We start from the raw sequence: 14,310 nt of genomic DNA on the forward strand, positions 1-14,310 counted from the left end.
GCGTTCAGTCCCTGTCCGTAAGGTTCCAGGCATCCTCGTTTTCAGAGCTGACCTCAACCTCAGGATACCCCTGCGACATTTTCTGCACCGGGTCGTCGGAATACCGCGAGTCGGGAAGCTCGTTGTTCGGCTTCGCAGCCTGCGCCGCCTGCGCCGCGTGATGTTCGGCATCCGAACCACGGAGCCTGGCCAGAACGCTGGGGATCTGCTCGGCCGAGACGAGCACGTCACGGGCCTTCGAGCCCTCGGAGGGGCCGACAATATCACGGGATTCGAGCAGGTCCATGAGCCGGCCGGCCTTGGCAAACCCGACCCGGAGCTTACGCTGCAACATCGACGTAGAACCGAACTGGGTCGAGACCACGAGCTCGGCCGCGGCCAACAACACCTCGAGGTCGTCGCCGATGTCTGAGTCGATCTCCTTGCGCGGCTGCACCATCGCCACGTCGGGCCGGTAGTCGGGTCGTGCCTGATTGGTGACGTGCTTGACCACCTTCTCGATCTCATCCTCGGTGACCCACGCGCCCTGAACGCGGATCGCCTTCGACGCTCCCATCGGCAGGAAGAGCGCGTCACCCTGGCCGATGAGCTTGTCGGCACCCGGCTGGTCGAGAATGACCCGTGAGTCCGTGACGCTCGTCACGGCGAAGGCGAGGCGCGAGGGCACGTTCGCCTTGATCAGTCCGGTGACCACGTCGACGCTCGGACGCTGGGTGGCCAGCACGAGGTGAATTCCGGATGCGCGGGCGAGCTGGGTGATGCGCACGATCGAGTCTTCGACGTCTCGCGGCGCGACCATCATGAGGTCGGCGAGCTCGTCGACGACCACGAGCAGGTACGGGTAGGCCTTGAGCTTGCGCTCGCTCCCGACGGGCAGCACGATCTCCCCGCCGATGACGGCCTTGTTGAAGTCGTCGATGTGCCGAAAGCCGAAGCTCGCGAGGTCGTCGTAGCGCATATCCATCTCTTTCACGACCCATTGCAGCGCTTCGGCCGCCTTCTTGGGGCTCGTGATGATGGGTGTGATGAGGTGCGGCACGCCGGCGTACGCGGCGAGTTCCACGCGCTTGGGGTCGATGAGCACCATGCGCACGTCGCTCGGCTTGGAGCGCATGAGCAGGCTCGTGATCATGGAGTTGACGAAGCTTGACTTACCGGATCCGGTCGAACCGGCCACGAGAAGGTGGGGCATCTTGGCGAGGTTGGCGAGCACGAAGCCGCCACCCACGTCTTTGCCGACGCCGATCGTCATGGGGTGGGTGCTACTGGTGGCCACGGAGGAGCGCAGCACATCGCCGAGCGTCACGATCTCGCGGTCGGTGTTGGGAATTTCAATGCCAATGGCGCTCTTGCCGGGAATCGGCGACAGAATGCGCACTTCGTTCGATGCGACCGCGTAGGAGAGGTTCTTGCTGAGCGCTGTCACCCGCTCCACCTTCACGCCGGGGCCGAGCTCGATCTCGTACTGGGTCACGGTAGGGCCGCGGGAGAATCCGGTCACCTTGGCATCGACGCCGAACTGGCGTAGAACCTCGGTGATCGACTTGACGATCACATCGTTGGCGGCGGACCGTGCCTTGGCCGGCGGGCCGGCGGTGAGGGTGGATGCCGCCGGCACGACGTAGGGCAGGTCAGACTCCGGCTCGCTCGGTCGCAGCGACTCTGACGATTCATCGGACTGGCCCGACTCACCCTCCGTGGGCCGCGCGGCATTGAACGCGGGAATCACCTCGGTGAGGCCGGTCGGGTCGTCAGACTGCAAGCCGGTGGATCCAGAAGGGGACAGGTCGACCTCACCCGTGAGCCGTTTGACGGCCAGCTCGGCACGACGCAGGTCTTCGAGCACCTCCGTGCCATAGTGATCGCCCGGTGCCGCGGCATCCGTGGAGCCTTCAAGGGGGGTGTCGAAGCCGCCCCGTGAAGCGTCGCCTCCGAGTAGGACGCCGAGCGGGTCGGCGGCGTGACCGCCGTCGTCGGCCGGAGCCTTCTCCGCACTCAGCCCGCCGTTGAAGTCGGGGTCTTCTTCGCGTTGGCTGGTGTTGCGTCGCCACCACGGCAGGGCTGCGGTGGCGCCGTCGACGCCTTCAAGTTCGACCTGCTCGGTCTTGTCGACCTTGCTGGTCTTGTCTGACTTGTCTGACTTGTCTGACTTGTCTGACTTGTCTGACTTGTCTGACTTGTCGGTGCGGGTGCTCTTGCTCGCCGCGCGCTCGACTTCGTCGGGCAGGGGGGCGCCAAAGAGCCAGGCGTAGAGCTCACGGGAGCGGGCGGGGATGCGGTTCGGCGGGGTCTTGGTGATGATGAACAGGCTCAGGATGAGCAGCAGGATCACTACGATTGACGCGCCGACCGACGTGGTGAGCAGGATGAGCGGGGCCGCAATCATCCAGCCGATTACGCCGCCGGACAGGGCGAGAACGTTCATGCCCTCGCTGGGTTGCGGCTGGCCGCCGAAGATATGGCAGATACCGGAGACCGCGACGAGAAGCAGGGTGAGGCCAATGCCGATGCGGCCGTTGTCATGCACCGAGCTCGGCTTGCGGAAGAGCCACACAGCGAAGATGAGCATGATGACGGGCAGCGCGAAGGCAACCCTGCCGAAGATGCCACCGAAGGTCCACGCGTCGAGGTTCTGCGCCACGGTGTTGTTGATCAGGAACCACTCCACCACGGCACCGGCAATCGCCAGGAGCACGAGGAAGAAGGGCAGGCCGTCGCGGCGCTCCTCCTTCGAGAGCTGCTCGGGGCCGAGAGCGCGCGCGGCACCGCCGGTGATGTGCGCCAGGCCCATCCACAGTCGGGCGCCGGCGCTCGGCTTAACCTCGGTTTCGGTGAATTTCACGGTCTTGGCCGTGGTCGCCTTTTTGGCAGGGCTCCGCGCCGGAGCACCCCGCGCAGGGGCGCTACGGGTTCGACCGGTCGACTTCGTGCTCGTTGCCATGGTTCAACGGTACCGCCGCCTCACCCGATCCGGGTGATCCCACGCCCAACGCCCTTGTGGTTGCCCGCCAGCAGCGGTGCCGCTCGTGGCGGCCCTAGTAGCGGATGGCATCGATCACCTTGACCCGCACCGCCCCGCCCCGCCCCGAGCGCGGGCACGAGCCCGGCTAGCGCACCGACCACCGTGGCGCAGACCAGACCGAGAATCGCCGCCTCCACCGCCACCGCAATCAGCGCAATGAGCGCCAGTCGTACGATCGGAACGATCCATGTGCGTGTGATTTTCACCGACGCCTCCCAAGACGGACAACCTCAGCCGGCCAACACGTGCCGGGTGTGGCGGCCACGGTCGGATCGAGCCGCCGCGGAATTTGCGCATGGTGCCGTCAACGGGACCGATACCATCGACCTCATGACCACGCGACTGGAGGCGACCATCATCACGGTGAGCGGCGTGCACGACGACGTTGACGAGGAGGATCCGACGAGCGCCGATGCGCTCCATCAGATCGTCGAGCGCCGCCAACAATTCGCCCGCCAGGCTCGAACGGGCCCGCCCCTCGAGGGGCGGGCCCGTGTGCGCCGTTACGCGCTTCTGTTGCCGGTCAGCATGCGAACCAGAAAGAGGATAACCGCGACAACGAGGAGCACCACCCCGACCCAGAGTAGGAAGTTCAGCGACTGCACGAATCCGCCTGTCAAGAGGAGAATCACGGCAATCACCCCAACGATGATCAACAAGGTATTCATTGCTTGTCCTTTCCTGTTCCACCGGAAATTCCGGTCAGTCGCTACTTCCGAAAAGCATCTTTCACTTTTGCGCCGGCCTGCTTGAGATCAGACTTAACCTGATCCTTCTTTCCTTCGGCCTCCAGCGACTGATCCCCCGTGAGCTTGCCCGCACCTTCTTTGATCTTGCCGCCGACGTCCTCGGCCGCATTCTTGGCCTTTTCACTATCCGCCACGTTGCCATTTCCTTTCACTGTCGGTTCACGGAATATCGAGCATGAAGAAACGGACGAGCTGCCCCTTTCTGCCAGGACACTACCCCCGTCTGAGGCATCCATCAAGGGATCTGCGCGCCCATTCCTGGCGCGTGGCATCGGCAGAATCGAACTCGTCGTGACGAGCTCGCTCCGCGGCGTCGATCATCAACAGGTCGATCCCCGCGCGGCCGAGCGGGATACCCGAAGCGTGCCACGCGGGAGGTCCGCCTGATCGGAGATCTGCCAGAACCCGGACCCTTCTCGCGGCGTGGCGGCTACCGCGTCGTGCCGGCGACTTTGGGCAGCGACCCGCCGGCCGCAGCGTTGCGATCGGGACGGAAATTGCTGAAGTCGACCCCGGGGATGTTCTTCACCAGGTCGAGTTCGGCTTCGATCTGCGCGGCTTCGGACTCCTCAGGCCCAACCAGGGGAAGACGCACGCGCGGGCTGCCGATGCGGCGCAGGCCGTGCAGGATGTACTTGACGGCAACGGTCCCCGGCACGTGGGTCATGATGGCACGAACCAGCGGCTCGAGCTGCATGTGCGCCGTGGTGGCGGTCGCGAGATCGCCGGCGTTGACCGCATCCACCATGGCCCGGTACGGCGTGGCGGTGATGTTTGCGGTGACACCGATGAGCCCGGTGGCGCCGATGGAGAGGTGCGGCAAAACGTTGACGTCGTCGCCGGAGAAGTACATCAGGTCCGTTTGGTTCAGCACGCGGCTCACCTGGGCGAAATCACCCTTGGCGTCTTTGACGGCGAGGATATTGGGGTGCTTGGCCGCGCGGAGAATCGTCTCATAGTCGATGGGCACACCCGTGCGACCCGGGATGTCATAAAGGATAACCGGCAGGTCGGTGGCATCCGCGATCATGCGGAAGTGGGTGAGGATTCCGGCCTGTGTTGGCTTGTTGTAGTAGGGCGTGACGATCATGTTGCCGTCGGCGCCGGCCTTCTCGCTCTGCCGTGCAAGCTGCATGGCGTGCGCGGTCTCGTTTGAGCCACCACCCGTTATGATCTTCGCGCGGCCGCCCGCAACGGACTTGCCCACCTCGACCAGGCGGATCTTCTCCGGGTCGGTGAGGGTGCTGGTTTCACCCGTGGTACCGGTGACGACGATGCCGTCGGCGCCGGCGTTGATCACATCATCGATGTGCTTCTCCACGCCGGCCCAGTCCACTTCGCCGTCGAACGTGAATGGTGTGACCAGTGCGACTAGCACCTGGCCAAAGGGATTCGTAGAAGAGCTCACACGATACAGGCTAGCGCCTATGGGGCAACGCGGCCGTTCTTGTTGAAGGCCGCATAGGTGAGCGGCATGAGCTCGGCGAAGTGATTCTCCATCTGCTCAGCGCACATTTCGATCTCGCGCTGCGGAAAGGAGGGAAACACCGAACCCTCACGCTTGGTGCGCAGGCTCAGGAAGTTCATGAGCGATCGCGCGTTGAGCGTGACATACATGGACGAGTAGATGTTGACCGGAAGAACGATCCGCGCGACCTCACGGGCCACGCCGGCTTCGAGCATCCGCTGGTAGGCCTCGTAGGAATGCACGGCGGCGGCACGCGTCTGCTGCTGGACCAGGGCCGTCTGTTCGGCTGTACCCGGCAGGAAGTCGTAGGCGCCGGGCTTGCCCACCTGCACGAGGTTGCGCTCTTCGGAGGGCACGTAGAAGACCGGGTTCAGCTCGCGGTAGCGGGCCGATTCTTCGTTGTAGGAGGCGATGCGGTGGCGCATGAACTCCCGAAAGACAAAGATCGGTGCGCGCACGTAGAACGTCATCGAGTTGTGCTCGAAGGGCGAACCGTGCCGGTCGCGCATGAGGTAGTTGATGAGTCCGCTGCTGCGTTTCTCGTCGGCCTCGGTCTCCGCGCCGTCAAGCTGACTGGTCTCGAGGGTCTGTTCCCCCAGGGTGGACACACGGGCAGCGAACAACACGTCGGAGTCGTGTGCGCTAGAGCGCACCAGCTCGACGGTCATCTCGGAACGGAACTCGATATCAGGCACGGATGAAATTGTATCGTCCGTTCGCCCCGATGGCGGGAGGTCCCGGCCGTAATCTGTCGTCACAATCAAGGCCTGCGTGAGTTCCCGCGTAACGTTGATGTCATGAATTCTCTTTCCGCCGCTGCGGTTGTGCTGGGCCTCGTGGGCGCGGCGACCGTGCTCGGCCTCCTCTGGCGCTCACGCCAGGGCCGTGTTTCCCAGGTGCGCGGCGATGTGATCACCCCAGCGGATGTCGCGACCGAGGTCGTATTCGGGAAACACGCCACACTCGTGCAGTTCTCCACCCAGTGGTGCTCCCGCTGCCCCGGAACCGGTCGCCTGCTGGCCAGAGTGGCCGACGCGCGCACGGGGGTCGTGCACCTCGATGTTGATGTGTCGGATCGCGCCGATATCGCGAGCCGTTTCTCGATCTCGCAGACCCCGACCACGCTGATCCTCGACGCCAACGGGCGCGTGCACGCCAGGGTGGGCGGCGTCCCCAACGCGGCCGATATCACCCGACAGCTCGACGAGCTCGCGGCCCTGCAGCGCGAGTCCCCGACCAGAAGCGCTGCCTTTGTCTAAGCCGCGACCCCCCATCGACCCGCGCGGCCCGCGCTTCAGCGCGGCGATCACCGCGGCCCTCCTGCTCGTGACGGTCTTTCTCTCGCTCGTGGGGGCATCCGCCTCGGCGCTCGTGCTCCTGACGGTGCTCGCCGGCCTGTTCGCGTGGGGTGCGATTGCCGGCGCCGGACGCCACCCCTACGGGCTGCTGTTCAAACGCTTCGTGCGGCCGCGACTGGCTCCGCCCCTGGAGTTGGAGGACCAGGCACCGCCCACGTTTGCGCAGGCCGTCGGCCTCGCCGTGACGCTCGTCGGTGTCGTGCTCGGTGTGGTCGGCATACCGGAGGCCGTGGGGGCGGCTGCCGCGGTGGCTTTCGTGGCCGCCTTCCTCAACGCGGTGTTTGACTACTGCCTGGGGTGCCAGGTTTACCTGCTCCTGGTGCGGGCCCGGGTGATCCGGGCGTAGACCCCGCTCCCAGCATTTTCCCAGACGGGACTTGCGGCGCGGGGCACCTCGACGGATAGGGTGGAATTCCACCTTATGGAGGTAACACAATGGCCACGACGCTCACCAGTGAAGCAACCACCGTTTGGACCGGCACACTTGCCGCCGGCAGCGGCACCGTCACGCTCGACTCCTCCTCTACCGCCGAATTCTCGGTGAATTGGAAGGCTCGCGCCGAGGGCGTCGCCAACACCACGAACCCCGAAGAACTGCTCGGAGCGGCCCACGCCTCGTGCTTTTCCATGGCTCTCGCCAACGCACTGGCTACCGCCGGGCACACGCCCACGAGCATCCAGACCACCGCGGCCGTCACCTTCGGCGCCGGCAAGGGTGTACTCGGCAGCCACCTGCTCGTGAGCGCGAAGATCCCCGGCCTGACCGAAGAAGAATTTCAGGCTTTCGCCCAGGACGCCAAGGTCAACTGCCCCATTTCGAAGGCGCTGTCGGGCATTCCGATCACGATTGAAGCCGAACTGGCTTAGCCCTGATGCGGGTTCTGATCGCCGGGGCGTCCGGGCTGATCGGCAGTGAACTGTCGCTTCAGCTGGGCGTCGCCGGCCATGATGTTCGGCGCCTCGTGCGCAGGGAAGCAATCCGTCCCAACGAATTCCGTTGGGATCCCGCCGCACTGTCCCTCGACCCGGCAGCCCTCGACGGCGTCGATGCCGTCGTCAACCTGTCGGGGGCGTCATTGGCCCGCCTACCGTGGACTCCCGGCTACCGCAAGGAGATTCTCCACTCCCGCGTGCAGGCGACGCACACGCTCGTGGATGCGTTGCGGCGCGCTCACACTGCTCCCAGTGTGCTGCTCAACGGCTCTGCCGTTGGCATCTACGGGGACCGCGCCGGCGAAACCGTTGATGAGGCGTCTGCGCCGGGGACCGATTTTCTCGCGGAGGTCGTCACGGCCTGGGAGCGCGAGGCTGCTCTCGCGCCGGACTCAACCCGGGTCGTGATGCTGCGCACCGGACTCGTTCTCGCCAAGGGCGGCGCGCTCAAGCCGCTTCTGCCGATCACCCGGCTGGGCCTCTCGGGGCCGCTGGGGGCGGGAACGCAGCATTGGCCGTGGGTGAGCCTGCACGATGAGGCCGCCGCGATCGTGCATCTGCTCACGTCGACGCTCAGCGGGCCTGTCAACATTGTCGGGCCCACCCCCGCGACGGCGAACGACATCATGGGGTTGCTCGCACGAGACCTGCACCGACCGTTCAAGATTCCCGTGCCGGAGAAGATGCTGACGCTGCTGCTGCAGGATGCCGCGCGGCAGCTGCTGCTCGCGGACCAGAACGTGAGCTCGACGCTCTTGCAGGAGGACGGTTTTCGATTCATGCATGAGACGGCTGGCAGCGCCCTGGACTGGATGCTGCGGCAACCATAGGCCCCGTTTGGCACCACCGCCCCCGAAATCGGTGGCTGCTACGGTAACCGGCGTAGCGGCCACCGAAACCGGGCGCGGCGGCGATTCAGGGCTGGGGCGCGCGCTCCAGGGCGATGGCCGTGCGAATGGCGCCGCGGGCACGACGGCGGTCCCCGGAGGCATCGTAGGCGAGCCCGAGGCGCAACCAGACACGCCAGTTGTCGGGTTCGGCATCCGCTTCTGCCTTGTACTGGGGGAAGTCAGCGTCCGCCGCGGCGCGGATCGGGCGTCCGCTCGCGCGGCGCGGCAGGTTATCGACCGGCAGGCCGCCCTGTTCCTCGAGCAGGTGCACCAACCGCTCGGAACGTATGCCGAACGTGATCTCCTTGACCAGTGCCCAGAAGCCGATGATCGGGAGCACGAGCAGCGACACGCCGATCATGATCCCCACCGGTTCGCCGCTCTGCATGAACAGCACCGCGCGCCACCCCATGAGCACGAGGTAGAGCACGAGCAGGAGCGACATCAGGACGACGGCGATGCGGCCCTTCATGCGGCGGCTCCGGGGCTGAGCCCCAGGTCGACGATCTGCTCAAGCCCCACGGTCACGCCGCGAGCCTCGCGCGTGGCGGCCAGCGCGAGCAGGATTCCTTGGATGTAGGCATCCGTGGACAGCGTGTTGTGACTGATGGTCAGCGTCTCCCCCGTGCCGCCGAGGAAGACATCCTGCCTGGCCAGCAGGCCTTCGAGTCGCAGGCTGTGCACGGGCACGTTTGACACCTGCTGGCCGCGAGCTCGCTGATCTGTGTGCGGTGCAGACACCGGCCCTCGGCCGGCACGAGCCGCACCGATGAGTTCGGCCGTGCGTACGGCCGTTCCGGACGGCGAGTCGACCTTGCCGGCCTGATGAGCCTCCACGATCTCGATCGAGTCGTAGAAGCTCGCGGCGAGTGCCGAAAAAGCGGTGGCGAGCACGGAGCCGATGGAAAAGTTGGGGATGATGATAACGCCGACGTCGTCCCGATCGGCGAGGCGATGCGCGAGGGATCCGATACGGTCCTGCGACCAGCCCGACGTGCCCACGAGTACGTGCAGGCCGTGGTCGAGAGCGAAGTCGACCACGCTCTGGCTCACTCCGGGCCTGGTGAGATCGAACGCGATGTCCGCGCCAATCATCTCGTCGAGCGAACTCTGCGAGTTCAACTGAGCCACCAGCTCATAACCCTCGGTCCGCTCAATGAGCCCGCAAACCAGGCGGCCCATCTTGCCCGTTGCGCCGATTACGGCCACCCTCGTTGTCATATAACCAATCTATCAAGCCGCGAACGGGGTCGCCCACTGCGGGCACGGCCCCGCGTGCTCCAGGGAGGGCGGGGCCGGTGGCAATAGCCTTGAGCCATGCCCCTATTCACGGATGTCCCGGTGTCCGACCCACGCGCCACCGCCCTGCTCACCGAGTACTTCGGCGACCGGGATCTGTCCTTTCCGGTCGAGCAGGGAAAATACCGGCCGACGTTCCCCACCCCGGAGCAGTTCGTGCCGCCCGCCGGCGTGTTCGTGTTGCTGATCGACGCCGACGATGCCATCGGGTGCGGCGGCATCCGTCGCCTCGGCGATACCCCGGACGGCACCCTGCGGTACGAGGTGAAGCACCTGTGGCTACAGCCGCGCACCCGGGGACGCGGGTGGGGGCGCCTGCTGCTCACCGAACTCGAGCGCCGCGCGGCAGGGTTCGGCGCCACCGAGGTCGTGCTCGACACGAACGCGAGCCTCGAGTCTGCGGCGGCGCTGTACCAGCGTTCCGGATACGTGGGCATTGCGCCGTACAACGACAACCCCAATGCCACGAACTGGTATCGCAAGACACTGCCGCTGACCTAGAACATCACTGACCTAGAACATGAGGGTCTCCGGCAGGCCCGTGCGCAGCTCGACGGGGAGGTGACCGAGGTCGTTGTGCGTCACGAGGGTCCAGGGACGGCCCGGCTTCTGCTGCAGCACGGTGAGCCCGCAGTGTGCCTGGTTGATGCCGACCCAGCGCCAGTCCGGCGCGCCGAGCACCTCACGTACAAACCACGCGATCACGAAATTGTGCGTGATGAGCAGGTCGTGGCGGTCTGTGCGGCGCGGCTGCAGGAATTCGGCAACGGCGTCCTCCATCTGGGCACGACCGGCGTCAATGTCCTCCTCGGTAACCGAACCGAAGAACGGGTCATAGGCCGACGGGGTTTCCGGCGCCCGGCCCGACGGAATGCAATCCATCAACAGCGGTGAGGGCTGGGAGGTGAGGGACGGCAAGCGTTCGGCGATGATGGCTGCCGTCTCCTCGGCCCGCTGCAACGGCGAATGCCAGGCTCCCGTGAACGGCACTCCGCCGAGCCGCTCGGCGATGAGCTGGGCCTGCCTTTTTCCCCTCGGTGAGAGCGGGCCGTCCTGCATTCCGTGCTCGGCGTCCATCTGTTCGCCGTGGCGAACCAGGTAGAGGTATTGGGGCATCATCGACCCTTTCCATTGTGTGCGGTCACCCAGGGTCAGGCGAGGTACGGCGTGGGGACGTGGTTAGGCGCCGACTGGAATGATCGAGGCGAACGTGTCATCGGAGAGTGCGCCGACCGCCACGATGGAGACCGGCCCGCGCGCGAGTTCGGCGGCAAGCTCCTGCACGTCGTCCTTCGTGACCAGGGCGAGGCGACGAAGCGCCTCGTCGAGGTCGGCGAATTCCCCCAGAGTGATCTCCGACCGTCCCAACCGGGACATCCGGGTGTCCGAGTCCTCAAGGGCGAGAGCGGATGCCCCCGAGAGCTGCCCGGCGGCGCGGCGCATCTCCTCGTCGGTCACACCGTGCTCGGCGAGGCGGTGCAGCTCACTCAGTAGGAGTTCGGCGACCTGGCCGGCCTTGGCCGGTGAGCATCCGGCATACATGCCGAACAGGCCAGCGTCGGAATAGCCGGGCGCGAAGGAATACACCGAGTAGGCCAGGCCGCGCTTCTCGCGCACTTCCTGGAAGAGCCGGGATGACATGCCGCCCCCGAAGATGGAGTTGAGCACGCTCATCGTGACCCGGCGATCATCCGTTGCCAGAATGCCGGGCATACCGATCAGCAGGTTCGCCTGCTCCAGGGGCCGGTGCACGATCGTGACGGATTTTCCCTGGGTGATGGTGGCGGGATGATCGACCCGGCGAACCACGGGAGCGGCCGGAACACTCAGGTCCCAGCCCGCGAGTTCGAGGGCACGCACCACGCCAGCGACGAGCGCGTCGTGGTCGACGGCGCCGGCAACGGTGACGACGAGGTCCTGGGGCCGGTAGTTGGCCTGGTAATGCTCGTTCACGCCGGTGCGGGTCGCTCCGCGGATGGTCTGCGCGCTGCCTCCGATCGGGCGGCCGAGTGGATGCCCGCCGAGCACGGCCTCAAAGAAACGCTCGCTGGCCACGTCGGCCGGGTCATCATCGGCCATCGCGAGTTCTTCGAGAATGACGCCCCGCTCCGTTTCAAACTCGATCGCGTCGAGGGTGGATGAGGTGAGCATGTCGGTGAGCACCTCGACAGCCATCGACAGGTCGCGGTCCTGGACCTTGGCGTAGTAGCAGGTATATTCCTTGGCGGTCATGGCGTTGTGCTCGCCACCGACCTCGTCGAAGGAAATGGCGATGTCGAAGGCTGTTCGGGTGGGCGTTCCCTTGAACAGCAAATGCTCGAGAAAGTGCGTGGACCCGAAGTGGCCGGGGAGCTCATCCCGAGAACCCACGGCAACCCAGTAGCCGACGGTGAGGCTGCGGCTGCCGGGAACCTGCTCGCTGAGGATTCGCACTCCGCTCGGGAGAACAGTGCGCCGAACCAGCGCATCACCGGCCGCTCGAAAGGAGAGTTCGGGTACGTTCAGGGGGAATTTCACTGCAGCGTTCATATTTGATCAAGCTTACGGCAGCAGCGGAAAGCCTATGTTTGGCGCCTCGAATGCCGACAGACAAGTCTGTCTAGTCTGTGCTACAGTCGGGAAGAGCGGTTCCGATCGACCCCTTGCCTCCCGGCGGAACACCAGCAGAACCGCATCCGAGATTCAAGGAGTTGAGCATATGGCTGAGCTGACAGACACGGTGGCCAAACCGGCTACCCACGCAAAGGTGCGTATCCTCGCGACAGCTGACCGCCTCTTCTACGCCGAGGGCGTGCATACGGTCGGCGTCGACCGCATCATCAGTGAGTCCAAGGTGACCAAAGCCACGTTCTATAAGTACTACCGCTCGAAGGACGCCCTGATCGTGGTGTACCTGCAGGGACGGGACCGTCTCGCCCGGGAATTCTTCCTGTCCGTCGACAAACGCTACGACACGCCTGAGCAACGCCTCCGTGGCATCATGGCCGAGATCTCCACCCAGGTCACCCGCCCGGGGTTTCATGGCTGCCCCTTCATCAACGCAGCCGCCCAGTTCGCTGATCCGAACCATCCGGTTCGAGAGGCCATCACGGCACACCGCGACTGGTACGGCACCTCCGTGGAAGATTTGTTTCGCGGCATGGGGCACCCGCGCCCCGGCGACGCGGCCGACGATTTCGTCCTCGCGCGCGACGGGGCCTTCGCGGGGGCCAACCTGGGCGATCCAATCGGCGCCCACACGGCCCTGCTCCGTTCCGTGCAGCGCGTTCTGAACGAAGCGGGCGGCTGACCCGCCGAGCTGGGCCGCCCGAGCAGAGCCAGCCCTATTTGGACAGATGGTCCAGGTCAAGTACGTCGCTGCGCGCCAGGTAAAGACCCGCAGCCGCGACGAGGGCCTCTACCTGGTCGGCGTGGCTGGCTCCGGCCACGGGCGCGAGCACGCCAGGGCGGGCGAGCAACCAGGCGAGCGCGATCGTCGCCGGCGGCACGTCATGTTCCGCCGCAATGCGATCGAGCAGCCCGAGCAGGCGCAGGTTCTTGCGGTTGAGGTACACCGCGGCGCGCTGGGATCTCGTGTCGGTGCCGATATCCGCCTTGCTGCGGTACCGACCGGCGAGGAAGCCGTGGGCCAGAGGGAAATACGGCATGACGGCCATCCCCTGCGCCTGGGTCACGAGCGAGAGCGACGCCTCGAAGTCCCGTCGACGAACGAGGCTGTACTGCGTTTCGAGGGCGCTGAAGCGGGGAAGGCCGTTGGCGGCGAGCACCCGAGCCTCAATCAAGCGTTCCGGTGAAAAGTTCGACGCCCCGAGGTAACGCACCTTTCCACTCTGCATGATCGTGGCCATGGCCCCGAGGCTTTCTTCGAGCGGAATATGAACGTCGTCCCCGTGAAAATAGAGCAGGTCAATGTAGTCGGTTCCGAGTCGTCTCAACGAGGCGTCGACAGCGCCCATGATGCTGCGCGGGCTGAGGCCGGGATTGTCGAGATTGCGCCCGATCTTCGTTGCGATGACGGTCGTTTCCCGTCCCCCGCGCATGCGCAGCCAGGACCCGATCATGGTCTCGCTGCGACCGGCCGAGTAGCTGTCGGCCGTATCGATGAAGTTGCCCCCGAGTGCCGCGTGCTCGTCGAGGATCCGCCGGCTCGCCTCACCGCCCACCGACCAGCCGAATGAGCTGCAGCCGAGGGCGAGCGGATGCACACTCAGGGTGGTCTCGGGGATCGAACGACGACAGGGGCTGCGCCCCAGGTCGCGATCCGCGACAGGTTCCCCCGATGCGGCGCGCTCGGGCGGGGGCGGGGGCGATCCGACGATCGCGTGGGCCCCCGTTGGGTGGGCCGGGCGCAATACTGCCAGTCGGGACATCAGTGTCTCCTCACTCTCCTGGCGACCATAGCCCGATATCACCCCGAGGCGGGGATGAGGTGATGATTTGAGGCGAAATGTCGCCAAGACGACACCTTCGAAGGGTTGACCCTCACGCCGCGTGCCGATGCAGGCAGCAGTCCACAGGGTCACAAGTTAGGGTGGTACGGAGAGCGAATTCGTGCGGAAGCCGATGTAGGGCCCACTTTTGGCCTGCCGAA

17 protein-coding genes are annotated in these 14,310 nt (G+C 65.6%); 6 read left to right on the forward strand and 11 right to left on the reverse strand.

Annotated features, from left to right (window positions below):
* Positions 1 to 4 precede the first annotated feature (4 nt).
* From EDD25_RS03370 to thyX, 6 genes are all read right to left on the reverse strand, one after another.
* Positions 5 to 2,941 (reverse strand): FtsK/SpoIIIE family DNA translocase, encoded by a 2,937-nt coding sequence (locus EDD25_RS03370; RefSeq protein WP_134172025.1) that lies wholly within the window; start codon positions 2,939 to 2,941, stop codon positions 5 to 7.
* 20 nt (positions 2,942 to 2,961) lie between these two features.
* Positions 2,962 to 3,228, reverse strand: coding sequence for a hypothetical protein (locus EDD25_RS03375; RefSeq protein ID WP_134172026.1), 267 nt, complete (start codon positions 3,226 to 3,228; stop codon positions 2,962 to 2,964).
* 297 nt (positions 3,229 to 3,525) lie between these two features.
* On the reverse strand, positions 3,526 to 3,690 hold the full coding sequence (locus EDD25_RS17390; protein WP_166671184.1) for a hypothetical protein: 165 nt from the start codon (positions 3,688 to 3,690) through the stop codon (positions 3,526 to 3,528).
* A gap of 41 nt (positions 3,691 to 3,731) precedes the next feature.
* Positions 3,732 to 3,905 (reverse strand): CsbD family protein, encoded by a 174-nt coding sequence (locus tag EDD25_RS03380; protein WP_134172027.1) that lies wholly within the window; start codon positions 3,903 to 3,905, stop codon positions 3,732 to 3,734.
* A gap of 296 nt (positions 3,906 to 4,201) precedes the next feature.
* Entirely contained in the window at positions 4,202 to 5,179 is a 978-nt protein-coding gene (gene dapA / locus EDD25_RS03385) for a 4-hydroxy-tetrahydrodipicolinate synthase (RefSeq protein ID WP_134172028.1), read from the reverse strand.
* Between the two features lie 17 nt (positions 5,180 to 5,196).
* Positions 5,197 to 5,907, reverse strand: a complete 711-nt coding sequence (gene thyX / locus EDD25_RS03390) for an FAD-dependent thymidylate synthase (RefSeq protein ID WP_422386773.1) — start codon at positions 5,905 to 5,907, stop codon at positions 5,197 to 5,199.
* Positions 5,908 to 6,036: 129 nt separating this feature from the next.
* Between thyX and EDD25_RS03395 the strand changes: the two genes are divergently transcribed.
* The 4 genes from EDD25_RS03395 (at position 6,037) to EDD25_RS03410 (ending at position 8,360) form a co-directional block, all read left to right on the forward strand.
* Positions 6,037 to 6,498, forward strand: a complete 462-nt coding sequence (locus tag EDD25_RS03395; protein WP_134172029.1) for a TlpA family protein disulfide reductase — start codon at positions 6,037 to 6,039, stop codon at positions 6,496 to 6,498.
* The gene (locus tag EDD25_RS03400) at positions 6,491 to 6,943 is read left to right on the forward strand and encodes a DUF4395 domain-containing protein (RefSeq protein ID WP_241986361.1); all 453 of its coding nucleotides are present in this window, start codon (positions 6,491 to 6,493) and stop codon (positions 6,941 to 6,943) included. The genes EDD25_RS03395 and EDD25_RS03400 overlap by 8 nt, the downstream gene beginning before the upstream one ends.
* Before the next feature lie 89 nt (positions 6,944 to 7,032).
* Positions 7,033 to 7,464: an OsmC family peroxiredoxin gene (locus EDD25_RS03405; RefSeq protein ID WP_134172031.1), complete on the forward strand. Its 432-nt coding sequence runs from the start codon at positions 7,033 to 7,035 to the stop codon at positions 7,462 to 7,464.
* 5 nt (positions 7,465 to 7,469) lie between these two features.
* Positions 7,470 to 8,360 carry a TIGR01777 family oxidoreductase gene (locus tag EDD25_RS03410; RefSeq protein ID WP_134172032.1) on the forward strand — a complete coding sequence of 297 codons (891 nt, stop codon included), beginning with the start codon at positions 7,470 to 7,472 and terminating at the stop codon, positions 8,358 to 8,360.
* A gap of 85 nt (positions 8,361 to 8,445) precedes the next feature.
* Here EDD25_RS03410 and EDD25_RS03415 read toward each other — a convergent pair whose 3' ends face one another.
* Both EDD25_RS03415 and dapB read right to left on the reverse strand, forming a co-directional pair.
* Positions 8,446 to 8,892, reverse strand: a complete 447-nt coding sequence (locus tag EDD25_RS03415) for a hypothetical protein (protein ID WP_134172033.1) — start codon at positions 8,890 to 8,892, stop codon at positions 8,446 to 8,448.
* The gene (gene dapB / locus EDD25_RS03420) at positions 8,889 to 9,641 is read right to left on the reverse strand and encodes a 4-hydroxy-tetrahydrodipicolinate reductase (protein ID WP_134172034.1); all 753 of its coding nucleotides are present in this window, start codon (positions 9,639 to 9,641) and stop codon (positions 8,889 to 8,891) included. The genes EDD25_RS03415 and dapB overlap by 4 nt, the downstream gene beginning before the upstream one ends.
* Positions 9,642 to 9,737: 96 nt before the next feature.
* Between dapB and EDD25_RS03425 the strand changes: the two genes are divergently transcribed.
* Positions 9,738 to 10,220 (forward strand): GNAT family N-acetyltransferase, encoded by a 483-nt coding sequence (locus EDD25_RS03425; protein ID WP_134172035.1) that lies wholly within the window; start codon positions 9,738 to 9,740, stop codon positions 10,218 to 10,220.
* A 12-nt stretch (positions 10,221 to 10,232) separates the two neighbouring features.
* Here EDD25_RS03425 and EDD25_RS03430 read toward each other — a convergent pair whose 3' ends face one another.
* Together EDD25_RS03430 and EDD25_RS03435 are read right to left on the reverse strand one after the other, a co-directional pair.
* Positions 10,233 to 10,835, reverse strand: a complete 603-nt coding sequence (locus EDD25_RS03430; RefSeq protein ID WP_134175101.1) for a histidine phosphatase family protein — start codon at positions 10,833 to 10,835, stop codon at positions 10,233 to 10,235.
* Positions 10,836 to 10,898: 63 nt separating this feature from the next.
* Positions 10,899 to 12,248: a M16 family metallopeptidase gene (locus EDD25_RS03435; RefSeq protein ID WP_134172036.1), complete on the reverse strand. Its 1,350-nt coding sequence runs from the start codon at positions 12,246 to 12,248 to the stop codon at positions 10,899 to 10,901.
* 169 nt (positions 12,249 to 12,417) lie between these two features.
* Between EDD25_RS03435 and EDD25_RS03440 the strand changes: the two genes are divergently transcribed.
* A complete protein-coding gene (locus EDD25_RS03440; RefSeq protein ID WP_134172037.1) occupies positions 12,418 to 13,008 on the forward strand; it encodes a TetR/AcrR family transcriptional regulator in 591 nt (196 codons plus the stop codon).
* Between the two features lie 34 nt (positions 13,009 to 13,042).
* On the opposite strand, the gene EDD25_RS03445 is transcribed toward EDD25_RS03440, so the two are convergent.
* A complete protein-coding gene (locus tag EDD25_RS03445; RefSeq protein WP_134172038.1) occupies positions 13,043 to 14,089 on the reverse strand; it encodes an aldo/keto reductase in 1,047 nt (348 codons plus the stop codon).
* Positions 14,090 to 14,310: the final 221 nt, after the last annotated feature.

The sequence above is a fragment of the Cryobacterium psychrophilum genome (genome assembly GCF_004365915.1).
GTDB classification, from domain to species: domain Bacteria; phylum Actinomycetota; class Actinomycetes; order Actinomycetales; family Microbacteriaceae; genus Cryobacterium; species Cryobacterium psychrophilum.